Annotated in this window: 20 protein-coding genes; 17 read left to right on the top strand and 3 right to left on the bottom strand. The window is 64.5% G+C overall.

Translation table 11 applies throughout. The features are described from left to right. The first annotated feature begins 33 nt into the window (after nucleotides 1–33). From ACF8ME_RS02930 to ACF8ME_RS02880, 11 genes are all read left to right on the top strand, one after another. Nucleotides 34–891: a carbohydrate ABC transporter permease gene (locus ACF8ME_RS02930; RefSeq protein WP_016445524.1), complete on the top strand. Its 858-nt coding sequence runs from the start codon at nucleotides 34–36 to the stop codon at nucleotides 889–891. 4 nt (nucleotides 892–895) lie between these two features. After that, the gene (locus ACF8ME_RS02925; protein WP_026062016.1) at nucleotides 896–1,717 is read left to right on the top strand and encodes a carbohydrate ABC transporter permease; all 822 of its coding nucleotides are present in this window, start codon (nucleotides 896–898) and stop codon (nucleotides 1,715–1,717) included. Nucleotides 1,718–1,740: 23 nt separating this feature from the next. Next, complete coding sequence (locus ACF8ME_RS02920) at nucleotides 1,741–2,793, top strand: ABC transporter ATP-binding protein (protein ID WP_392415148.1); 1,053 nt, start codon at nucleotides 1,741–1,743, stop codon at nucleotides 2,791–2,793. Between the two features lie 62 nt (nucleotides 2,794–2,855). Next, nucleotides 2,856–4,295, top strand: coding sequence for a D-arabinitol 4-dehydrogenase (dalD, locus tag ACF8ME_RS02915; protein ID WP_392415147.1), 1,440 nt, complete (start codon nucleotides 2,856–2,858; stop codon nucleotides 4,293–4,295). A 1-nt stretch (nucleotide 4,296) separates the two neighbouring features. Further along, on the top strand, nucleotides 4,297–5,265 hold the full coding sequence (locus ACF8ME_RS02910) for a carbohydrate kinase (RefSeq protein ID WP_016445528.1): 969 nt from the start codon (nucleotides 4,297–4,299) through the stop codon (nucleotides 5,263–5,265). Nucleotides 5,266–5,327: 62 nt separating this feature from the next. Continuing rightward, nucleotides 5,328–6,260: an AraC family transcriptional regulator gene (locus ACF8ME_RS02905; protein WP_016445529.1), complete on the top strand. Its 933-nt coding sequence runs from the start codon at nucleotides 5,328–5,330 to the stop codon at nucleotides 6,258–6,260. A gap of 279 nt (nucleotides 6,261–6,539) precedes the next feature. Beyond that, complete coding sequence (locus ACF8ME_RS02900) at nucleotides 6,540–7,190, top strand: cytochrome c (protein ID WP_016445530.1); 651 nt, start codon at nucleotides 6,540–6,542, stop codon at nucleotides 7,188–7,190. 139 nt (nucleotides 7,191–7,329) lie between these two features. Next, the gene (locus ACF8ME_RS02895; RefSeq protein ID WP_047217117.1) at nucleotides 7,330–9,513 is read left to right on the top strand and encodes a cytochrome c biogenesis protein ResB; all 2,184 of its coding nucleotides are present in this window, start codon (nucleotides 7,330–7,332) and stop codon (nucleotides 9,511–9,513) included. Further along, nucleotides 9,510–10,847, top strand: coding sequence for a c-type cytochrome biogenesis protein CcsB (gene ccsB, locus ACF8ME_RS02890; protein ID WP_016445532.1), 1,338 nt, complete (start codon nucleotides 9,510–9,512; stop codon nucleotides 10,845–10,847). Before ACF8ME_RS02895 ends, ccsB begins: the two co-directional genes overlap by 4 nt. A 192-nt stretch (nucleotides 10,848–11,039) precedes the next feature. Then, entirely contained in the window at nucleotides 11,040–12,020 is a 981-nt protein-coding gene (gene msrP / locus ACF8ME_RS02885; protein WP_016445533.1) for a protein-methionine-sulfoxide reductase catalytic subunit MsrP, read from the top strand. A gap of 13 nt (nucleotides 12,021–12,033) precedes the next feature. Further along, complete coding sequence (locus tag ACF8ME_RS02880) at nucleotides 12,034–12,654, top strand: sulfite oxidase heme-binding subunit YedZ (RefSeq protein ID WP_026062808.1); 621 nt, start codon at nucleotides 12,034–12,036, stop codon at nucleotides 12,652–12,654. Here the strand turns inward: ACF8ME_RS02880 and ACF8ME_RS02875 are convergent. Both ACF8ME_RS02875 and ACF8ME_RS02870 read right to left on the bottom strand, forming a co-directional pair. Next, nucleotides 12,651–13,478, bottom strand: a complete 828-nt coding sequence (locus ACF8ME_RS02875; protein WP_012207382.1) for an MBL fold metallo-hydrolase — start codon at nucleotides 13,476–13,478, stop codon at nucleotides 12,651–12,653. The genes ACF8ME_RS02880 and ACF8ME_RS02875 overlap by 4 nt on opposite strands. Nucleotides 13,479–13,569: 91 nt before the next feature. Beyond that, nucleotides 13,570–13,851, bottom strand: coding sequence for a lipoprotein (locus ACF8ME_RS02870; RefSeq protein ID WP_082254145.1), 282 nt, complete (start codon nucleotides 13,849–13,851; stop codon nucleotides 13,570–13,572). A 12-nt stretch (nucleotides 13,852–13,863) separates the two neighbouring features. Here ACF8ME_RS02870 and cyaY point away from each other — a divergent pair, with 12 nt between their 5' ends. After that, on the top strand, nucleotides 13,864–14,202 hold the full coding sequence (gene cyaY / locus ACF8ME_RS02865; RefSeq protein ID WP_016445535.1) for an iron donor protein CyaY: 339 nt from the start codon (nucleotides 13,864–13,866) through the stop codon (nucleotides 14,200–14,202). A gap of 70 nt (nucleotides 14,203–14,272) precedes the next feature. On the opposite strand, the gene ACF8ME_RS02860 is transcribed toward cyaY, so the two are convergent. Then, the gene (locus ACF8ME_RS02860; RefSeq protein ID WP_017406662.1) at nucleotides 14,273–16,597 is read right to left on the bottom strand and encodes a penicillin-binding protein 1A; all 2,325 of its coding nucleotides are present in this window, start codon (nucleotides 16,595–16,597) and stop codon (nucleotides 14,273–14,275) included. Nucleotides 16,598–16,968: 371 nt separating this feature from the next. On the opposite strand from ACF8ME_RS02860, the gene ACF8ME_RS02855 reads away from it, so the two are divergent. Genes ACF8ME_RS02855 through pilQ form a run of 5 tightly spaced genes read left to right on the top strand, consistent with a single transcriptional unit; the run spans nucleotide 16,969 to nucleotide 22,022 of the window. Further along, nucleotides 16,969–18,048 carry a pilus assembly protein PilM gene (locus ACF8ME_RS02855; protein WP_047473589.1) on the top strand — a complete coding sequence of 360 codons (1,080 nt, stop codon included), beginning with the start codon at nucleotides 16,969–16,971 and terminating at the stop codon, nucleotides 18,046–18,048. After that, nucleotides 18,045–18,656 carry a PilN domain-containing protein gene (locus tag ACF8ME_RS02850; RefSeq protein ID WP_043789993.1) on the top strand — a complete coding sequence of 204 codons (612 nt, stop codon included), beginning with the start codon at nucleotides 18,045–18,047 and terminating at the stop codon, nucleotides 18,654–18,656. The genes ACF8ME_RS02855 and ACF8ME_RS02850 overlap by 4 nt, the downstream gene beginning before the upstream one ends. Then, nucleotides 18,656–19,333, top strand: a complete 678-nt coding sequence (locus ACF8ME_RS02845) for a type 4a pilus biogenesis protein PilO (RefSeq protein ID WP_017406659.1) — start codon at nucleotides 18,656–18,658, stop codon at nucleotides 19,331–19,333. Before ACF8ME_RS02850 ends, ACF8ME_RS02845 begins: the two co-directional genes overlap by 1 nt. Next, entirely contained in the window at nucleotides 19,330–19,878 is a 549-nt protein-coding gene (locus ACF8ME_RS02840) for a pilus assembly protein PilP (RefSeq protein WP_026062714.1), read from the top strand. The genes ACF8ME_RS02845 and ACF8ME_RS02840 overlap by 4 nt, the downstream gene beginning before the upstream one ends. Next, complete coding sequence (gene pilQ / locus ACF8ME_RS02835) at nucleotides 19,875–22,022, top strand: type IV pilus secretin PilQ (protein ID WP_392415144.1); 2,148 nt, start codon at nucleotides 19,875–19,877, stop codon at nucleotides 22,020–22,022. The genes ACF8ME_RS02840 and pilQ overlap by 4 nt, the downstream gene beginning before the upstream one ends. Nucleotides 22,023–22,036 lie beyond the last annotated feature (14 nt).

Below are 22,036 nucleotides of genomic sequence, written 5' to 3'. Positions count from 1 at the left end.
GCTGCCTCGATGCTTCGACCAAGCCCCGCGCCCATGACGCGCCTGCTGCCCCGCGCGCTCATGGCTCCCGCCGTGGCCGTGCTGCTGTGCTGGATGCTGGTGCCGCTGCTGATGACGGTGTATTTCTCGTTCGTCGACTACAACCTCATGCAGCCGGGCGGCCACCCCTTCGTGGGCCTGCGCAACTACGAGTTCTTCGTCACCGACCCGGACTTCATGCCCGCCGTGCGCCAGACCCTGGTGTTCCTGGCCAGCGTGGTGTCGATCACCGTGGTGCTGGGCGTGCTGCTGGCGCTGCTGGTCAACGAGCCATTTCCGGGCCGCGGCATGGTGCGCGTGCTGCTGATCTCGCCCTTCTTCGTGATGCCCGCCGTCAACGCGCTGCTGTGGAAGCACATGATGATGAATCCCATCTACGGCGTGCTGGCCAGCCTGTGCAGGGCGCTGGGCCTGGAGCCTGTGGACTGGCTGACCGAGGTGCCGCTGCTGTCCGTGGTCATCATGGTGTCCTGGCAGTGGCTGCCTTTTGCCTGCCTGATCTTCATCACCTCGCTGCAGTCGCTGGACCGCGAGCAGATGGAGGCGGCGCGCATGGACGGCGCCAATGCCCTGCAACGTTTCCACCACCTCACGCTGCCCCATCTGGCCCGACCGATGGCGGTGGTGGTGATGATCGAGATGATCTTCCTGCTGGGCGTGTTTGCGGAGATCGCCATCACCACGGCGGGCGGCCCGGGCAACGAGAGCACCAACCTCACCTATCTCATCTACAAGCAGTCGCTGATGCATTTCGACGTGGGCGTGGCCTCTGCGGGGGCATTGTTCGCCGTGGTGCTGGCCAACATCGTTGCCGTCTTCCTGATCCGCATCGTCGGCAAGAGCCTGGACTGAGCGCATGACGGCCCCTTCACTTTCCACCGCCTTGCGTGCCGCCGCGGCCTGGGCGCTGGCGCTGCTGCTGTTCTTTCCGCTGGGCTGGCTGTTCCTGACCGCGTTCAAGACCGAGCTGCAGGCCATTGCCGTGCCGCCGCTGTTCGTGTTCGAGCCCACGCTGGCCAACTTCGGCGAGGTGCAGCAGCGCAGCAACTACCTGCTGCACGCGCGCAACTCCTTGGTCACCAGCCTGGGGTCCACCCTGGCGGGCCTGGCCATCGCCGTGCCCGCCGCCTACTCGATGGCCTTCTTTCGCACGCGGCGCACACGCGATGTGCTGATGTGGATGCTGTCCACCAAGATGATGCCCGCCGTGGGCGCATTGCTGCCCATCTACGTGCTGGCCCAGGGCGCCGGCCTGCTGGACACGCTCACGGTGCTGACCGTGGTGTTCACGCTGTCCAACCTGCCCATCATGGTGTGGATGCTCTACAGCGCGTTCAAGGACATCCCGCACGAGATCCTCGAAGCCGCGCGCATGGATGGCGCCGGCCTGTGGGCCGAGTTCCGCCATGTGGTGCTGCCGCTGGCGCTGGGCGGCATTGCCTCCACGGGCCTGCTGTGTCTGGTGCTGAGCTGGAACGAGGCCTTCTGGTCGCTCAACCTCAGCAGCGCGCGCGCCGGCACGCTGGCCACGCTGATCGCCTCCTACTCCAGCCCCGAGGGGCTGTTCTGGGCCCGTCTTTCGGCCGCCTCGCTTTTGGCCATCGCGCCCATCGTGGTATTCGGCTGGTTCAGTCAGAAGCAACTGGTGCAGGGCATGACCTTCGGCGCCGTCAAGTAGCCGCTCTTCAAACCAAGAAAACCATGGCCTATCTGCAACTGCAAGACATGCGCAAGAGCTTTGGCGAGGCGCACATCATCCGTGGCGTGGACCTCGCCATCGAGCGCGGCGAGTTCATCGTCTTCGTCGGCCCCTCGGGCTGCGGAAAATCCACGCTGCTGCGCCTGATCGCGGGGCTGGAGTCCGTCAGCGCGGGCCATCTGCTGCTCGATGGGCGCGACATCACGCACGCGCCCTCGGGCCGGCGCGATCTGGCCATGGTGTTCCAGAGCTATGCGCTGTACCCGCACATGAGCGTGTACGACAACATGTCCTTTGCGCTGCGCTTGGCGGGCGTGCCGCGCAAGGAGATATTGCGCAAGGTCGGCCGGGCGGCAGAAACGCTCAATCTCACGGCCTGCCTGGAGCGCCGCCCGGGCGATCTGTCGGGCGGGCAGCGCCAGCGCGTGGCCATCGGACGCGCCATCGTGCGCGAGCCCAAGGTCTTCCTGTTCGACGAGCCGCTGTCCAATCTGGATGCGGCGCTGCGCGGCAACACGCGCGTGGAAATCCTCAAGCTGCATCGTGCATTGGGCGCCACCACCATCTATGTGACGCACGACCAGGTGGAGGCCATGACCCTGGCCGACCGCGTGGTGGTGATGCGCGACGGCGCCATCGAGCAGGTGGGCTCTCCTCTGGAGCTCTATGACCGCCCGGCCAACCGCTTTGTCGCGCAGTTCATCGGCATGCCGCCGATGAACCTGCTGGCGGCCCATGCCGTGCCGGGCCTGTCGGCCAGCACGCAGGGGCGCTTGCCGCGGGACGGCACGCTGGGCATACGCCCCGAGGCGCTGCGCCTGTCCCGGGCAGATGCAGGTCCCAGTGATGGGGCTGGCGTCCAGGGGCGCGTGGACCTGATCGAAGCCTTAGGTGCCGACACGCTGGTCCATGTGGACGTGGCCGGCGTGCCGCTGGTGGCGCGCCAGACCGAGCGCATGCCGCTGGCCGTGGGCGATGGGGTGAGGGTGTGCCTCGACCCGGGCTGCATGCTCCATCTGTTCGACCGCGATGGCCGTGCGCTGGCGGCCTGCTGAGCCTGGCGGCCGAGCCCTGCCTTCTTCTTTCCGTCTCTTCCCATCCCTTTGTCCGGGACACCATGAACGCGACTGCCTCCTCCCTTTCCCGCCCCACGGTGCTGCACCTGGGACTGGGCTCTTTCCATCGCGCGCACCAGGCTGCCTACCAGCAGCGATTGATGGATGCGGGCGACACGCAGTGGGCGCTGGTGGGCGCCAATCTGCGCCCTGACATGGCGCAGACGCTGCACGCCCTGGTGCGCCAAGGCGGTGCCTACACGCTGGAGACGATTGCGCCCAACGGCACGGTGCACTACCAGTGGATGGATGCCTTGAGCGAGGTGATTCCGTACGCGCCCGGGCTGGCCGCCGTCGTGCAGCGGGGCGCCTGGCCGGCCACCCGCATCATCTCCTTCACGGTCACCGAGGCCGGTTACTGCCTGGATGGTCAGGGAGCGCTCGACGCCGCGCATCCCGATCTGGCGCAGGACCTGGAGCGCGCACGCCGGGGCGAGGCGGGGACCACCCTCTATGGCGTGCTCTGCGCCATCCTGCAGGCGCGCCGCGCCACCGATGCCGGCCCCGTCACGCTGCTGAGCTGCGACAACCTGCGCCACAACGGCGACCGCCTGCGCGCCGGCCTGCTGGCCTTCATGCGCCAGGCACAGCTGCATGGGCTGGCCGACTGGGCACAGCGGCATACCAGCTGCCCCAACGCCATGGTCGATCGCATCACTCCCCGCCCGCCACCGGAGCTGCGCGCGCGCGTGCTGGCCGCCACCGGCCGCGACGACGAGGCCGCGGTGATGGCCGAGCGCTTCACGCAATGGGTGATCGAGGACCGCTTCATTGCCGGGCGCCCCGCCTGGCAGACCGTGGGCGTGGAGCTGGTGCCCTCGGTGGCGCCTTACGAAGAGGCCAAGATCCGCATCCTCAACGCCAGCCACAGCTGCATCGCCTGGGCCGGGACGCTGGCGGGCCTGGAGCATATCCACGAAGGCTGCGCCGTGCCCGCGATACGCCAGATGGCCTGGGACTACGTGACCCGGGATGTGATCGCCTGCCTTTGCGCACCGGGCCGGCCCAGCCCGCTGGACCTGCCGGCCTACCGTGACACGGTGCTGGAGCGCTTTGGCAATGCGGCCCTGCGCGACACCAACCAGCGCGTGGCGGCCGATGGGTTTGCCAAGATCCCCGGCTTCATCGCGCCCACGCTGCGCGAGCGGCTGGAGGACAACGCCGCCATCGATGCCGCGGCCATGCTGCCAGCGCTGTTCCTGGCCTTCCTGCAGCGCTGGCACCGGGGCACACTGCCCTATGCGTACCAGGACCAGGCCATGGACCCGGCGGTGGCGCATGCCATCTGCGCGGCGCCCGATCCCGTGGCCTCGCTGTGCGCCGAGCCGCTGCTGTGGGGCGAGGTGGCAGGCCATCCGCAGCTGGTGGAGTCGGTGCGCCGGGCCTCGGAGCGGGTACGGGCATTTGTGGACAGAACCGAAACATGCACAAGGCGGAGCTGACATGCGCATAGCCATCGTGGGCGAGGCCCTGATCGATTTCACCGCCACGGGTGGCCTGGCCTTCCAGGGCCATGAGGGCGGGGCGCCCGCCAATGGCGCCATCGCGGCGGCACGGCTGGGGCAGGCCACGGGCCTTGTCTCGCAGCTCTCGGAGGACCTATTTGGCGAGCGCCTGTTCGCGCACCTGCAGCGCAACGGCGTGGACATGCGCCTGGTGCAGCGCTGCAGCGCGCCCAGCACGCTGGCCTTTGTGGAGCGCGGCGAACACACCAACCGCTATGCCTTCTACATGCAGGGCACGGCCGACACGCTGTGGGCGCCTGCCGAGCTGCCGAAGTTGCCGGACGAATGCCGCATCCTGCAGTTCGGCTCCATCGCGCTGCTGCATGCGCCGGCGGGGCCGCGCATCCTGGATCTGGTGGCCGCGCAGCGCGGTCGGCGCCTCATCGTCTTCGACCCCAATGTGCGCCCCACGCTGATCCGCGATGCGCAGGCCTTCCGGCGCGACTGCCTGGCCTGGCTGGCCCTGGCCGACCTGGTCAAGCTCAGCGACGAGGATGCGGCCTTCATCGCGCCCGGTCAGCCGGTGCTGGAGGCTGCCGGGAGCTGGCTGTCGCGCGGGCCCAGGGCCGTGGTGCTCACGCAGGGGGCCGAGGGCGCCACCTTGCTGCGTGCAGGCCGCGCTCCGCTGTCGGTGCGCCCGCCTGCAGTGCCGCTGGCGGACACCATCGGCGCGGGCGACACCTTTGGCGCGGCACTGTCCGTGGCGTTGCTCGAGCGCGGCGTGGAGCAGGCGCAGCAGTTGCAGTCCCTGCCAGATGCCGCGTGGCGCGAGGTGCTGCGCTTTGCGGCCACGGCTGCCGCGCTCAACTGCACGCGCGCCGGCGCCCAGCCGCCCTGGCGTGCGGAGCTGGATGCCGCGCTTGCGGGCCTGGATGCTGCGCAGGCGCAGCAGCACCACAGGGCGTAGCGGCCGCCGGTGTTACCGTGCGCCCTGTGCCCGTCTCCATCGTCCCTGATTGACCGACTGCCATGCCCAGCACACGCCGCCGCCCGCCGCGCCAGCGCCATCCCGAACTGGAGCGCGACTTTGTCCGCACGCCCGCCCTGGGCTATGAAGACGTGGAGGGCAGTGGCCTGGTGCGCTGCCTGGCGCATGGTTTCCCGAGTCCGCTGGTGCGCTGGCATTTCCATGACGAGTACGAGCTGCATCTCATCACCCACACCTCGGGCCGTGCCTTCGTGGGTGACTGGATAGGGCCGTTCGAGCCGGGCCACCTCGTGCTGTGCGGGCCGCGCCTGCCGCACAACTGGATATCGTTCGACGTGCCCGAGGCCGGCGCGCCCGAACGCGATCTCGTCATCCTGTTCAACCACGATCCCATTGCCCGTGCGGCCGAGCAGATCCCCGAGATGCGCGAGGTGCTGCAGCTGCTGGACCGCGCGCGCCACGGCATCGAGTTCTTCGGCATGGCCGAGGCAGCGCGCGTGCACTGGGAGGCGGTCCGGGGTGCGCGCGGCATGCGCCGCTTCGCGGCCTTTTGTGATCTGCTGTCCGATCTTTCCGAATGCACCGACTACCGGCTGCTGTCGGCCGTGCAGATGCAGGGCGTGCAGGCCGAGGCCCAGGTGGACCAGATCAACGAGGTGGTCAACCGCATCATGGCGCGCGTGAACGAGCCGCTGAGCCTGGCGGACGTGGCGGCCGAACTGGGCATGAGCGAAAGCCGCTTCAGCCGTTTCTTTCGCCGTGCCACAGGCAACAGCTTCACCGACTTTGTCAGCCGCGTGCGCATCAACAGTGCCTGCCATCTGCTCATGCAGACCGATTGCTTCATCGCCGATATCTGTTTTCAGGTCGGCTTCAGCAATCTGGCCAACTTCAACCGGCGCTTCCTTGAAATCAAGGGGATGACGCCCTCGGAATTCCGCAGGCAGGCCGAAAGCCGCTTCGGCGCGGGCTGAGGCGGGCGAGGGACCTGGAATCCGGGAAAGAAGGGGTGTGGTATTGCGCGCCACATGGGTAGAGCCCTTATTGCCGCGCTGGCACAGATCGATATGCTGGGTTGCGAAAAACACATGTTCCGCACCGGATCCGTGGCCAGTTTGTGACCACGATCAAGGAATGTGTCTTCCTCTGCGCGCAGGGGCGAAAGCAGGGTTCCTGACGATATCAATCACAGGGGGCCCCATTGTAGAATCCGCCGAATTTTGCGCTTTCAACAACAGAACCACGCCCTCGATATGAAGTTGCTTGCCTCTTTGCTGACGGCTGCCATTCTTGCTGCAGCCCCCGCCTTTCCCGCTTTCTCCGCTGGCGAGGCACCTGCTGCCCCGGCTCAGCCGAAGGCGGCCAAGGCCGATCTGGCGAAGGGCGAGGCCAGCTACACCGCCGTCTGCGCGGCATGCCATGCGGCCGACGGCAATTCGACGGTGCCCATCCAGCCCAAGCTGGCCGGCCAGCATCCCGAGTACCTGGTCAAGCAGTTGCTGGAGTTCAAGGACGACAAGCGCAAGGACCCGGTGATGAAGGGCTTTGCCAGCATGCTCAGCGAGCCTGACATGAAGAACATCGCCGCCTGGCTGCATGCGCAAAAGCCCAAGGACGGCTTTGCCAAGGACAAGGACCTGGTGGCCATGGGCGAGCGCATCTACCGTGGCGGCATCCAGGAGCGCAACATCGCCGCCTGCGCAGGCTGCCACAGCCCCAACGGCGCCGGCATCCCGGCCCAGTACCCGCGTCTGGCCGGCCAGCACGCCGACTACACCACCACCCAGCTCACGGCCTTCCGTGACGGCAAGCGCGGCAATAGCATTCAGATGACGCAGGTTGCTGCCAAGCTTAACGATCGCGAAATCAAGGCCGTGGCAGACTACATCGCTGGCCTGCGTTGATGTGCTCCCGGAACCGATGCGGTTCCCAGGGTAATCACCGGGAACCTATTGCCCTATAGACGCCCCAAGCCAGGCGGGTCCATCGCATGAATGCAGATGGTCCCGCTTTTTTCATTCGGGTTTTGGTTTTTCGCTCTTCATGTCAGACAACTCTTCCGGTGCCGCTCTTGCCTCTCCCCGCCCGCAGGCCGCGCGCGCGATGCTGGAGCTGCTGGCATCGATGCGCTTTGCGATCTCGCTGCTGACGGTCATCTGCATTGCCTCGGTGATCGGCACCGTGCTCAAGCAGCATGAGCCGGTGGGCAACTACGTCAACCAGTTCGGACCGTTCTGGGCCCAGCTGTTTCTTGCGCTCAAGCTCAATGCGGTCTACAGCGCCTGGTGGTTCCTGCTGATCCTGGCCTTTCTGGTGATCAGCACCTCGCTGTGCGTGGCACGCCATGCGCCCAAGTACCTGGCCGATCTGCGCAGCTACAAGGAAAACGTTCGCGAACAAAGCCTCAAGGCCTTCGGCCACCGTGCGCAGAACGTGGTGCCCGGCAGCACCGAGGAAGCCGCCAGGCGCCTGGGTCAGCAGCTGGTGTCGGGCGGCTGGAAGGTGCGGCTGCAGCAGCGCGATACGGCGGCCGGTCCCGGCACGGGCTGGATGCTGGCCGCCAAGGCGGGCGCGGCCCACAAGCTGGGCTACATCGCCGCCCATGGCGCCATCGTGCTGATCTGCCTGGGGGGGCTGTTCGACGGTGACCTCATCGTGCGTGCGCAGATGTGGCTGGGAGGCAAAACACCTTATACCGGCGGTGGCCTGATCTCCGAGGTGTCCGAGCAGCACCGGCTGAGCGAACGCAACCCCACCTTCCGCGGCAACCTGCTGGTGACCGAGGGCGGCACGGCGGGCACGGCCATCCTGTCGCAGTCCGATGGCGTGCTGCTGCAGGAGCTGCCCTTTGCGGTGGAGCTCAAGAAGTTCATCGTCGAGTACTACTCCACGGGCATGCCCAAGCTGTTTGCCAGCGAGGTCGTCATCCACGACAAGGCCACGGGCGAGAAGCTGGAAAAGCGCATCGAGGTCAACCACCCGGCCAGCTACCGCGGCATCGAGATCTACCAGTCCAGCTTTGATGACGGCGGCTCGTCGGTGAAGCTGCATGCCGTGCCGCTGGAGGCCGGGACCAAGCCCTTCGATGTCGAAGGCGTGATTGGCGGCTCCAGCCAGTTCACGCGCAAGCTCGCCGACGGCAAGGACGAGGCGCTGACGCTGGAGTTTGCCGAGCTGCGCACCATCAACGTCGAGAACTTCGGCGGTGCGGGCGGCGCCAGTGGCAGCGCCACCGATGTGCGCAAGGTGGACCTGAAGCAGGCCATCGACGAGCGCCTGGGCGCGGCCCACAAGACCGTGACCAAGAAGGAACTGCGCAACATCGGCCCCAGCATCCGCTACAAGCTGCGCGATGCCGCGGGCCAGGCGCGCGAGTTCCAGAACTACATGCTGCCCGTGGACACGGGCGACGGCCAGCGCGTGTTCCTGCTGGGCGTGCGCGACAACCAGGCCGACGCCATGCGCTATCTGCGCATTCCCGCCGACCCCGAAAGCGAAATGGACACCTTCCTGCGCCTGCGCAGCGCGCTGCAGGATCCCAAACTGCGCGAGCAGGCGGCCCGGGCCTATGTGGCCAAGGCCATCGATTCCTCGCGCTCCGAGCTGAGCGGTGCGCTGGCGCAGTCGGCCACCAAGGCGCTGGAGCTGTTCGCGGGACAGACCGACAAGAAGGGTCCCGATGGCAAGCCGCTGGGCGGGCTGCAGGCCATCTCCGATTTCATGGAAAGCAATGTGCCCGCGGCCGAGCGTGAACGCGCGGGCGAGGTGCTGGTGCGCATTCTCAATGGCGTGCTGTTCGAGATGGCCCAGATCGTGCGGGCCCAGGCCGGCCAGGCACCGCTGGAGCCCAGCGAGCAGACGCAGTCCTTCATGACACAGGCCGTGTTCTCGCTCAGCGACTCGCAGTTCTACCCCGTGCCCATGGTCTTCATGCTGCAGGACTTCAAGCAGGTGCAGGCCAGCGTGTTCCAGGTGGCGCGTGCGCCGGGCAAGAACGTGGTGTATCTGGGCTGCCTGTTCCTCATCATCGGCGTGTTCTGCATGCTGTACGTGCGCGACCGCCGCATCTGGATCTGGCTCACGCCTCGCGATGGCCAAAGCCATGCCGAAATGGCCTTGTCCACCAATCGCAAAACGCTCGATGGTGATAGAGAATTCGCCATGCTGGCCGGCAAGCTGATAGGCGCCGAGCCCATCCACAAGAAACCCCCCGGAGGTTCCGCATGAACACCGCCACCACGACGACTTTGACGCTCAACGAGGGCTTCTTCGCCCGCCGCAACTGGTTCGACTGGGTGTTCGCGGCCCTCGTGGCGGCGGGGCTGCTCTATGCGCTGCAGCGCTATGGCGAGTACATGGATGTCTACGAGAAGTGCATCCTGGTCGGCACCATTCCCGCGGCCATCTGGCTGGGCTGGTTCTGGCGCTCGCTGCGGGCGCTGATGCTGGTGGTGGCCGGGCTGTCGCTGCTGGCCATTGCGCTGTACCAGGGGCCGGAGGGGGCGCAGCTGGCGCGCTCGGACACGGTGTTCGGCCTCAAGTACTTCCTGTCCAGCCAGTCGGCCATCCTCTGGATGAGCATGGTGTTCTTCATCAGCACCGTCTTCTACTGGATCGGCATGTTTGCGCGGGGCGAGGGCACGGCGCTGTCGCTGCTGGGCTCGCGCCTGGCCTGGCTGGCCGTGACGCTGGCGCTGGTGGGCACCATGGTGCGCTGGTACGAGAGCTATCTGATCGGCCCCGATGTGGGCCACATCCCGGTCAGCAATCTCTATGAAGTGTTCGTCATGTTCTGCTGGATGACGGCGCTGTTCTATCTGTACTACGAACAGCACTACGACACGCGCGCCCTGGGTGGCTTCGTGATGCTGGTGGTCAGCGCGGCCGTGGGCTTTTTGCTGTGGTACACGCTGGTGCGCGAGGCGCACGAGATCCAGCCCCTGGTGCCGGCGCTCAAGAGCTGGTGGATGAAGCTGCATGTGCCGGCCAACTTCATCGGCTACGGCACCTTCGCGCTGGCGGCCATGGTCTCCTTCGCCTACCTGATCAAGCAGCAGGCCACGGAGACGCGCTGGTACAAGCTCGCGCCGCTGTGGATGCTGGGCGTGGTGCTGTGCTTCGAGCCCATCGTTTTCCGCAAGGGTGCGACCGACAACGGCGGCAGCTACTGGATGGTGTACTTCGGCGTCTCGGCGCTGATCGTGGCCGGCATCCTGCTGGCGCGCAAGCGCATCGCCGAGCGGCTGCCCAGCTTCGAGCTGCTGGACGATGTGATGTACAAGTCCATCGCCGTGGGCTTTGCCTTCTTCACCATCGCCACCGTGCTGGGCGCGCTGTGGGCGGCCGAGGCCTGGGGCGGCTACTGGAGCTGGGACCCCAAGGAGACCTGGGCGCTGATCGTCTGGCTCAACTACGCGGCCTGGCTGCACATGCGCCTGGTCAAGGGGCTGCGCGGCACCGTGTCCGCCTGGTGGGCGCTGGGCGGGCTGGCCATCACCACCTTCGCCTTCCTGGGCGTGAACATGTTCCTGTCGGGACTGCACAGCTACGGCGAGCTGTGATCCGCTGCTGATTCGGACCGCCGCCGAACAAAGGGCTGCATGCGCCGGCGCGCATGCAGCCCTTTTTGTATCCGGCTCTTTTTCATGGCAGTTGAGGCTGGGGCGTAGCATGGAACTTGCGCGGGCCTGCAAGGCTCCCAATCGTCATGCCGCCCGGCGCCCCTGCCGCAGCAGGCACTTTCGGAGATTCCCATGCTGATCCGCTCCCACGACAACGGCTTCCAACATCCGCAAGGCAGCGAAATCACGCCCCGGGCGAGCTACCTGCAGCGCCGGGCCTGGCTGCAGTACCTGGCCGCAGGTTCGGCCGGTGCCGCCTTGCCGGGCTGGGCGGCAGGCGTGCAGCGCCCCGGCAAGCTGGCGGCGCTGGCTTCCGTGCCTTCGCAGGTGCCGGGCGCGAACTCCATGGAGCGCGTCACCGCCTATGCCGATGCGTCGCAGTACAACAACTTCTACGAATTCGGCCTGGACAAGGACGATCCTGCCAAGAACGCCCACACGCTCAAGACGCGGCCGTGGACAGTGAAGATCGAAGGCCTGGTCCAGCAGCCGCAGACACTGGACCTGGATGCGCTGCTCAAGCTCGCACCGCTGGAAGAGCGCATCTACCGGCTGCGCTGCGTGGAAGGCTGGTCCATGGTGATTCCCTGGGTCGGCTATTCCCTGGCCGAACTGCTGCGCAAGGTGCAGCCGCTGGGCAGCGCGAAATACGTGGAATTTGTCACCCTGGCCGACAAGGCGCAGATGCCGGGCCTGCGCAGCGGCGTGCTCGACTGGCCGTACACGGAAGGGCTTCGCCTGGATGAGGCCATGCACCCGCTGACCCTGCTGGCCTTCGGCATGTATGGCGAAGTGCTGCCCAACCAGAATGGCGCGCCCGTGCGGCTGGTCGTGCCGTGGAAATACGGCTTCAAGAGCGCCAAGAGCATCGTCGCCATCCGCCTGACCGACAAGGAGCCGGGCACGGCCTGGAACAAGGCGGCGCGCAACGAGTACGGCTTTTATTCCAATGTGAACCCGGACGTGCCGCACCCGCGCTGGAGCCAGGCCACGGAGCGGCGCATTGGCGAGGATGGCCTGTTCGCCAAGAAGCGCAAGACGCTGCTGTTCAACGGCTACGAAGCCCAGGTCGGCCAGCTCTACACGGGCATGGATCTGAAGAAGTTCTATTGATGCGGCCCATGCAATGACGGTGTTACAGCGCCTTTTGCTGCACCGGGCGGCCAAGCCGCTGGTGTTTCTTGTGTGCCTGCTGCCGTTTGCGTGGCTGCTGGCCGGAGCCATCCTGAACACTCTTGGCGCCAATCCGGCCGAGGCCCTGCTGCGCTCCACGGGCGACTGGACGCTGCGCTTTCTTTGCGTGGTGCTGGCCGTGACACCGCTGCGCCAGGCGCTGGGGCTGACGGCGCTGGCGCGCTTTCGGCGCATGCTGGGCCTGTATGTGTTCTTCTACGCCGTGCTGCATCTGCTGTGCTATGCGTGGTTCGACATGGGGCTGGACTGGGGCGAGATCGTGCTCGACATCCCCAAACGCCCGTTCATCCTCGTGGGCTTTGCGGCCCTGCTCTTGCTGACCGCGCTTGCCGCCACATCGCCGCACCGTGTGCTCCGGGCCATGGGCGCAAAGCGCTGGCAATGGCTGCACCGCTGCATTTATGCGGTGGCGCCGCTGGCCCTGCTGCATTTCTTCTGGATGCGCGCGGGCAAGAACAACTTCGCCGAGGTCGGCGTATACGCCGCCATTCTTGCGCTGCTGCTGGGCTGGCGTGTGGCCCATGCACTGCGCCGCCGGCGCGCCAGAAGCTAGCCGGCGACGGCGCGCAGGGCAGGGCGCAACTGGCGGGTGACAGGGTCGATGTCCGCCATGGGCAACTGGTAGTTGCGCTGGTCGAACAGATCAATGCCGCACTGCAGGCCTTCGAGCCAGTTGAACAGGTCGGCAATCGCCTTGGCGCCCATGATGGGCGCGCCGTGCTGGGGCACGATCATGTCGATGGGCAGCTGGCGCGCCATCTGCACCCACAGCCGCAGGATCTTGTTGGAGACCATGTATCGGCGGTGAAAGCCTTCCATGCGCGCGATGTGCGGCACGAGGTCGGTCACGGGCACCTGCGCCTCGATGCCATTCATCAGGGACACGCCGAGGTCGCCCGTGAAGAGGATGCGGCTGACCGGGTCGTAGAAGTGGAAGTTGCCTTCGGCATGCAGGAAGTGGGCGGGCAGCAGGTGCAGTTCATGGCGGCCCAGCGGCAGCCGGCCACCGGCGTCCGGCACGCCGATCACGCGGTTCTCGGTCTTGCCGACCTTGGTGAAGTGGGGCGCAAAGCGCTCCCAGATGCGCGAGATCACCAACTGGGCCTTGGTGCTGGTCATCCAGCGATCCAGCGAGGCAATGATGTCGGGATCGGCGTGGGAGGCAATCAGATAGGAAAGCTTGTGCGGCGCGAAATGCCGAGACATGCCCATGAACAGCTCGTTGAACGCGAGATTGCCGCCCGGATCGATGATGGCGCCCGTGTCGTCATCGACGATGAGGAACTGGTTGGCCTGGATGGCCTGTCCATCTTCCTCGATGAGGTCGGTGAACATCAGGCAGGCGTGGTTTTTGTCTCGGTAAAGCTCTACGGGCATGGCGGGTTGTCGAGGGACAAGATGCGGTCACTCTAAGCGCCATGCCATGCAGCGGGGTTGACGTGCATCAAGCCGCAGTGCGGCTGCCGCGTCAGTCGGCCTGTGGCCTGCGGGAGTCCGAGGCGCCCGTGGGCGTGGAGCTTTCCTCGACGGCTGCATTGGAGGGGCCGGTCGGCAAGGTGGTGGGCGCCGGTGCGGGCGTTGCCCGCTCGGCCGGGCTGGAGATGCCCAGGGTCTGCGGCAGCGTGGCGCGGTGGCTGGCGGCTGGCGAGCTGGGCAGGAACAGAGGCCCCTTCTGCCCACAGGCCGCAAGGGACGCCGCACAGGCCCCAAGGGCAATGCACCTGACTAGAATTTGCGAGGCTTTCAACATAAGCGAATTGTAATGACCGACCAAGAATTTCTGGACCTTGCCGAACGACTGCTGCTGGCGGTGGAGCAAGACTGCGATCGCATCAACGATGAAACCGATGCCGACCTCGATGCCCAGCGCGTGGGAGGCATGGTGACCCTGGTCTTTGCCAACCGCAGCCAGATCGTGATCAACCAGCAAAAGCCGCTGCACGAGATCTGGCTGGCCGCCAAGGCCGGCGGCTTCCACTACCGCTACGACGCGTCGCAGGGCGCCTGGCTCGATACCAAGGGCGCGGGCGAGTTCTTCGCCAACCTGAGCCGCTACGCCACCGAGCAATCGGGCCTGGTGCTGCAGTTCTCGGCACGCTGAGACCCCGGCTTTCGGCTGGCTCCAAAAGAAAAGCCCGGCATGGCCGGGCTTTCTTGCGTGGTCGACCGCCTCAGTTGCGGAACAGGTCGAGGATGCGGTTGCGTTCCTCGGTGGCGGGCGGGGGCGTGGCGCCTGCGGCGCTGCCCGTGGATGCACTGTCCATGCCCAGGCTGCTGACGCCGCCGTTGCGCGCGTTTTCCTCGTAGTACCACTCGCCGCCCATGTTCACGACGCCGGGCGGCACGGGCATCTCGGCCACGGGAACGCCCTTGAGCGCGTGCTGCATGAAGCTGATCCAGATCGGCAGGCTCAGGCCGCCGCCGGTCTCGCGGCTGCCCAGGTTGCGCGGCGTGTCGTAGCCGATCCAGGATACGGCGGCCAGCGTGGGCTGGAAGCCCGCAAACCAGGCATCCACCGAATCGTTGGTCGTGCCGGTCTTGCCATACAGGTCGGGGCGCTTGAGCGTGGACTGCGCGCGCGCTGCCGTGCCCACGCGCGCCACGTCCTGCAGCAGGCTGTCCATGATGAAGGCGTTGCGCGCGTCGATGGCCTGGGGCAGTTCCTGCACCGGGGGCGGTGTGAATTCGGACAGGATGCGGCCCTTGTGATCGGTGACGCGGGAAATCAGCCAGGGATTGACGCGGTGGCCGCCGTTGGCGAACACGGAGTAGCCGGCCGCCAGCTGCAGCGGCGTGACGGCACCTGCGCCCAAAGCCATGGTCAGGTAGGCCGGGTGCTTGGCGGCGTCAAAGCCGAAGCGCGTGACCCACTCCTGGCCCTGCTTGGGGCCCACGGCCTGCAGCAGCCGGATGGAGATCATGTTCTTGGACTTGTTCAGGCCCGTGCGCATGGTCATCGGCCCGTCGTAGCGGCTGTCGTAGTTCTTGGGCTCCCAGGGCTGCCCCCCCGTCACGCCCGCACTGAAGAACAGCGGCGCGTCATTGATCATGGTGGAGGGCGAGAAGCCCTTTTCCAGCGCCGCGGAGTAGATGAAGGGCTTGAAGGCCGAGCCGGGCTGGCGCCAGGCCTGGGTCACATGATTGAACTTGTTCTTCTGGAAGTCGAAGCCGCCGATCAGGGCGCGCAAGGCGCCCGTCTGGGGAACCAGGGCCACGAAGGCGCCTTCCACCTCGGGCAGCTGCGTGATTTCCCAGGTGTTCTTGGGCGTCTTGACCACCCGGATCACGGCGCCGGGACGGATCTTGATGTTGGGCGGTGCCTTGGGGTTCAGTCCCGATTCGGCAGGCTTGAGGCCTTCGCCCGTGATCTCGATCTGCTCGCCGTCGGCACGGGCCGCCAGGATCTTGCGCGGGTTGGCATCCAGCACCACGGCGGCGAGCACGTCTCCGTTGTCGGGGTGGTTGGCCAGGGTGTCGTCAATGGCGTCTTCACGGTCCTCGGCGTCGGCGGGCAGGGCCACGAACTTCTCGGGGCCGCGGTACTTCTGGCGGCGCTCGTAGTCCATGATGCCGCGGCGCAGCGCGGCGTAGGCGGCTTCCTGTTCGCCGGCATTGATGGTGGTGTAGACGTTCAGGCCGCGCGTGTAGGCCTCGTTGCCGTACTGGGCAAAGATCAGCTGGCGCGCCATTTCGGCCACGTACTCGGCATGCACCCGGGTGTTGAAGGAGCCTGTGCGGATCTTCAGCGGCTCGGCCTTGGCTTCAGTGGCCTGGGCCGCCGTGATGAAGCCGTTTTCCTCCATGCGCTCGATGATGTAGAGCTGGCGCGAGCGGGCGCGCTTGGGGTTGCTGATCGGGTTGTAGGCCGAGGGCGCCTTGGGCAGGCCGGCCAGCATGGCCGCTTCGGCGACGGTGATGTCCTTGAGCGGTTTGCCGAAATAGGCTTCACAGGCGGCGGCAAAGCCATAGGCCCGATTTCCCAGATAAATCTGGTTCATGTAGATCTCGAGAATCTGGTTTTTGCTCAGCAGATGCTCTAGCTTGAAAGTCAGTAAGACTTCGTAAATTTTGCGTGTAAAAGTTTTCTCGGAAGACAGATAGACATTGCGTGCCACCTGCATGGTGATGGTCGATGCGCCCTGGCTTTTCACGCGGCCCAGATTGGCCAGCGCGGCGCGGGCCATGCCCTTGTAGTCGACGCCACCGTGCTCGAAAAAGCGGGTGTCTTCAATGGCCAGCACCGCGTCGGTCATCACTTTGGGGATGTCCTGGATGGGCGTCAGCGTGCGCCGCTCCTCGCCGAACTCGCCTAGCAGGGCGCCTTCGCTGGAGTACACGCGCAGCGGCAGCTTGGGCCGGTAGTCGGCCAGCTCGGACACGTCGGGCAGGTTGGGGTAGGCCATGGCCAGGGCCACGGCCACGGTCAGCATCAGGGCCAGCGCGCCGGCGACGGCGATGCCCGCCAGCCATAGCAAGGCCTTGGGAAACCAATGCATGGGCTTGGACGGAGCGGAGCGAGGCTTTCCAGCCTGGGGTTCTCGGGAGTCTGAGGACGGCATGTCGCAGGGAGTGCTGAGGAGTGCCGCATTATAAAAATGCGTTCCCCAGGGGGTCGGTAGGAGGCGGCTGCACACGGTTGCCAGCATGGCCGCAAGCCTCGCATCCTAAGCCAGGCGTACAGGCCGACATGCAAGCAGGGGTGCATTCCTGTCGCATTTGATGGCCCGCAACAATGTCTGTTTTTGGCCACTACCGTCAACCATGCTCCGGCAGGCATGGTGAGTTGCGCGCAGTCTTGCTGATAGCATTCAACCTATATGTGAAGGTTTGTTGCGTTCTTTACATACACAAGAAGAGGGAGGGCAAGTTGATTGCTATGGGATCCTTATTCAGTCGCCAGCCCGCACCTTTGCTAGGCATCGACATCAGTTCTTCGAGCGCCAAGCTCGTTGAGTTGTCTCGTGCCAGGTCGGGCGAACTGTTGCTGGAGCGCTGTGCCATCGAGCCGCTGGAGCGGGGATGGATCACGGATGGCAACATCGAAAAGTTCGACGAAGTGGCAGAGGCTGTACGGCGGCTGGTCAAAAAAAGCGGCACGCGGACCAAGAACGTGGCCATGGCATTGCCGGCTTCGGCCGTGATCACCAAGAAGATTTCGCTGCCCGACGGCATGAGCGAGCAGGAACTGGAGGTCCAGGTCGAATCCGAGGCCAATCAGTACATTCCTTTTTCGCTCGACGAAGTGAGTCTGGACTTCTGTGTCATAGGCCCGTCATTGAATTCGCCTGGCGACGTGGATGTGCTCATTGCCGCCTCCCGCCGCGAGAAGGTGCAGGACCGCCAGGGCCTGGCCGAGGCGGCCGGCCTCAAGCCGATGGTCATCGACATCGAGCCCCATGCCTCCCGCATGGCCGCCGGACGGTTGATCGAGCGCCTGCCCAATCAGGGCAACAACGCTTTGGTGGCGCTGTTCGAGGTAGGCGCCATGACGACCAGCATGCAGATCCTGCGTGACGACGAGGTGCTGTACGACCGTGACCAGGCCTTTGGCGGCGCCCAGCTGACGCAGCTGATCGCGCGCCAATATGGTTTTTCCCTCGAAGAGGCCGAGTCCAAGAAGCGCAACGGCGAACTGCCGGAGGACTACGCTTCCGCCGTGCTCAAGCCCTTCGTGCAGAGCATGACGCAGGAAGTGTCGCGCGCACTGCAGTTCTTTTTCACCAGCACGCCCCACAACCGCATAGACCACATCCTGCTGGCTGGCGGCTCGGCACCGCTTTCCGGCCTGTCCGAGGCCATCACGCAGCAGACCGGATTTGCCTGCAGCCTTGCCAACCCCTTCGATGGCATGGAAGTCGGCAGCGGCGTGCGCCTCAAGCGCATGTCGCGCGAGGCCCCCGCCTACCTGACCGCCTGCGGTCTGGCCATGCGGAGGTTTGTGTCGTGATCCTGATCAATCTGCTTCCTCACAGAGAAGCCACACGCAAGCGACGCAAGGAAGCATTCCAGGCCACGATGGTCCTTTCGGCCCTGATAGGGCTTTTGATCATTGGTGCTGTCTACTGGTGGTACCAGATGATGATCGAAGCCCAGCAGGCGAAGAACAGCATGCTGCGCGCCGAGATCACGGTGCTGGAGTCCCAGATCAAGGAAATCGCCGGGCTGGAGGATGAGATCACTGCCCTGCGTGCACGTCAGAAGGCCGTGGAAGACCTGCAGTCCGATCGCAATCTGCCGGTGCACATGCTCAACGAGCTGGTGTCCCAACTGCCCGATGGCGTCTACATCACCAGCATCAAGCAGGAAGGTCTGGCCGTGACCATGCAGGGCACGGCGCAGTCCAATGAGCGGGTGTCCGAGATGCTGCGCAATCTGTCCGAGGGAACGCCCTGGATCTCCAAGCCGGAACTGGTGGAGATCGTGGCCAAGACGGTCAACGTCACGCCCAAGGACCAGCGCCGTGCTGCAGCGTTCAATCTGCGCTTCCAGCTCACGCGCGCCAGCGTTGCGGAGAAAGGCCTTCCGACGGCGGCCAACCCAGGAAAGTCCCAGTGATGGCCAAGAAGAAAAAGAACGACATCGACTTCTCCGCACTGCAGGAGAACATCCAGCGCCAATTCCGTGGTCTTGATCCCAATGATCCTTCGCGGTGGCCCTTGCTGCCGCGTTTTCTGTTGTGCGTTGCCATTGCGTTGGGCGTTGCCGCCTTGCTCTGGTACGTACTGATCAAGGACTATGAGGACATGCTGGAGCAAGAGCGCAACACCGAAGTCACGCTGCGGCAGGACTTCAGCCAGAAGCTGTCCAAGGCGGTCAGCCTGGATGGCCTGAAGAAGCAGCGTGAACAGGTGCAGCAATATGTGACACAGCTGGAAAAGCAGTTGCCCAGCAAGGCGGAAATGGCTGCGCTGCTCTCGGACATCAACCAGGCCGGACTGGGGCGCAGCCTGCAGTTTGAAACGTTCCGCCCCGGGGCAATGGTGGTCAAGGAGTACTACGCCGAGCTGCCCATTGCTTTGAAGGTCACAGGGCGATTTCATGACATCGGTTCATTCGCTTCCGACGTGGCCTACCTGTCGCGCATCGTGACCTTGAACAACTTGTCGATTGTCCCTGTGGGCAAGGAGGGCAGCGAGGTCTTGAGCATGGAGGCGACGGCGCGAACCTTCCGCTACCTGGATGCCGAGGAAGTGCAGGCGCAACGTGCGGCCGCCGGGAAGGGCAAGAAATGAGGCAAATGCGTTTTCGCGGCTGGCTTGTGCTGGCCGCCTGTCTGTCGCTGGTGGCATGCACTTCATCCGAGCATGAGGAATTGCAGACCTGGATGGCGCAGGAGCGTGCCAATGCAAAGCCTCGCGTCAAACCATTGGAAGAGCCGAAGTTATTCACGCCTCAGGCCTACCTGGGTTCGGAGGGGATGGATCCCTTCAACCCTTTGAAGCTGATGCAGGTGTTGCGCAGAGAGTCCGTGCAGTCCAACGCGAATACCAGCTTGATGGCTGCAGAGCTCAACCGCCGCAAGGAGCCGCTGGAAGCAGAGCCCCTGGATGCAATGACCATGGTGGGCAGCCTGGACAAGAAGGGTGTGCCCACGGCCTTGATCAGAGTCGGAACATTGCTGTATCAGGTCCGTGCAGGAAATTACCTGGGCCAGAACTACGGAAAGATCACCCGGATCACGGAGACTTCCATCCAGTTGCGCGAAATCGTCCAGGATGGCAGCGGCGACTGGATAGAAAGAAATAGCACACTGGAGTTGCAGGAGGGAAGGAAATGATGGGCACACATCGCAGCATGTCTCACAAAGCTCGCTGGGGAATCGCCTTGGGCGGTTGGTTGCTGGGCTCCTTTGCATGGGCGCAGTCCGCGATAGAGTCGGTCTCCGGTTCCATCCAGGGGGGCACTGAGGTGGTGCGCATCGAGCTTTCCGAAGCGCTGGCTGCGGACCCGACCGGATTTGCGATCCAGTCGCCTGCGCGGATCGCACTGGATTTTCCTGGCGCAACCAATGCCACGGGCAAATCGATGGTCGAACTCAACCAGGGCAACCTGCGTTCCATCAATATCGTGGAAGCCTCTGGCCGTTCCCGGCTGGTGCTGAATTTGAAATCGGCGACTTCCTACCGCACTGAACGCCAAGGCAAGGCGTTGCTGATCCTGCTGGATCCTGTGGCTGCATCTGCTGCGGTGAAGCCTTCTGCACAGCAGGGTGTGTTTGAAGCCAAGACAGCCGTCGGTAGCGATGTCCAACCCATTAGGGATGTTGATTTCCGTCGTGGCAGCGATGGCTCGGGCCGCATCGTCGTGGGATTGAGCAATAGCCAGGTTGGCGTGGATCTGCGCCGCGAAGGCAAGGAACTGGTCGTCGATTTTCTGCGTTCTTCCCTGCCTGAAGGCTTGCGCCGCAAGCTGGATGTTGCGGATTTCGGAACCCCGGTGCAGACAATCTCTTCGGTGCAGCAGGGGGAATCCGTGCGCATGCGTATCGCTCCCGTCGGCGACTGGGAGCACAGCGCCTACCAAAGCGACAGCCAGTTTGTGATCGAGGTCCGCCAGAAAAAGGTGGATGTGAGCAAGCTCACGCAGGGTCCCGGCTACAGCGGTGAAAAGCTGTCCCTGAATTTCCAGAACATCGAAGTGCGGTCCCTGCTGCAGGTGATTGCCGACTTCACGAACTTCAACATCGTGACCTCGGATACGGTTTCCGGGGCGTTGACCCTGCGTCTGAAGGATGTTCCCTGGGACCAGGCGCTGCAGATCATCATGGATGCCAAGGGCCTGGGCATGCGCAAGTCGGGCTCGGTGCTCTGGATTGCGCCCAAGGATGAGATCGATGCGCGCACCAAGCGTGACTATGAAGCCGCGATGGAAATCCAGAAACTGGAGCCGCTGCGCACCCAGGGCTTTCAGCTGAACTATGCGAAGGCGGCCGATATCCTGTTGCAAATCACGACGAACACCAGCTCTGCCGGGGCTGGCGGAACTGCGACGAGATTTCTGTCCGAGCGCGGGTCCGCAATCTCCGAGCCTCGAACCAACCAGCTCTTTGTGACGGACACTCCCGCCAAGCTTGAGGCGATGAAGGCATTGCTGGCCACGCTGGATGTGCCAGTGCGGCAAGTGCTCATTGAAGCGCGTATTGTGGAAGCCCGTGACACGTTCGGTCGTGCGCTGGGTGTGCGCCTCGGCGGTGGGGACTTGCGTGCCCAGCGTGGTGGTGATGGCGGCTACAGCATCGGCGGTGACAATCGTGTTGTCTTCGGTACGGGGTTCGACAACGCAAATGCCTCTGCAGGTGCGGGTGGTACGGTCAATACTTCGGGCAGCTTCGTGAATCTTCCTGCATCCGTGTCAGGAGTTTCAGGATCTGGCACCTTTGCCATGTCCATCTTCAATGCTGCAGCCAATCGCTTCCTTACACTGGAGCTTTCGGCAATGGAAGCCGATGGTCAAGGCAAGATCATTTCAAGCCCTCGTCTCATGACCGCCGACCAGACCAAGGCACTGATCGAGCAGGGTACGGAGTACCCGTACTCAGTCACCGCACCCAACGGAGCGACCACCATAGCCTTCAAGAAGGCAGTGTTGAAGCTGGAAGTCACGCCGCAAATAACTCCTGAAGGCGATATCATCCTGGATCTGGATATCAACAAGGATTCTCGCGGAGAAACCACGACCCAGGGGGTGGCCATTGACACAAAGCATATCAAGACGCAGATCCTGGTACAAAACGGTGGCACTGTGGTGATTGGCGGTATTTTTGAGTTGGAAGAAACCAATCAGGAAAACAAGATTCCTTTGTTGGGTGATGTGCCTGTTCTGGGTAATCTTTTCAAGAGCCGCTCCAGGGCCTCTTCCAAGAGAGAAATGCTGGTATTCATTACACCAAAAATGATTTCTGATGGCTCTGCAAAACGCTGAGTGAAAATTTAGGG

The organism is Delftia sp. WSY_7 (genome assembly GCF_043104845.1).
Lineage (GTDB): Bacteria > Pseudomonadota > Gammaproteobacteria > Burkholderiales > Burkholderiaceae_C > Comamonas > Comamonas tsuruhatensis.
Note: the sequence above shows the minus strand (reverse complement) of the source record. Positions and strands in the feature narration are given on the sequence as shown.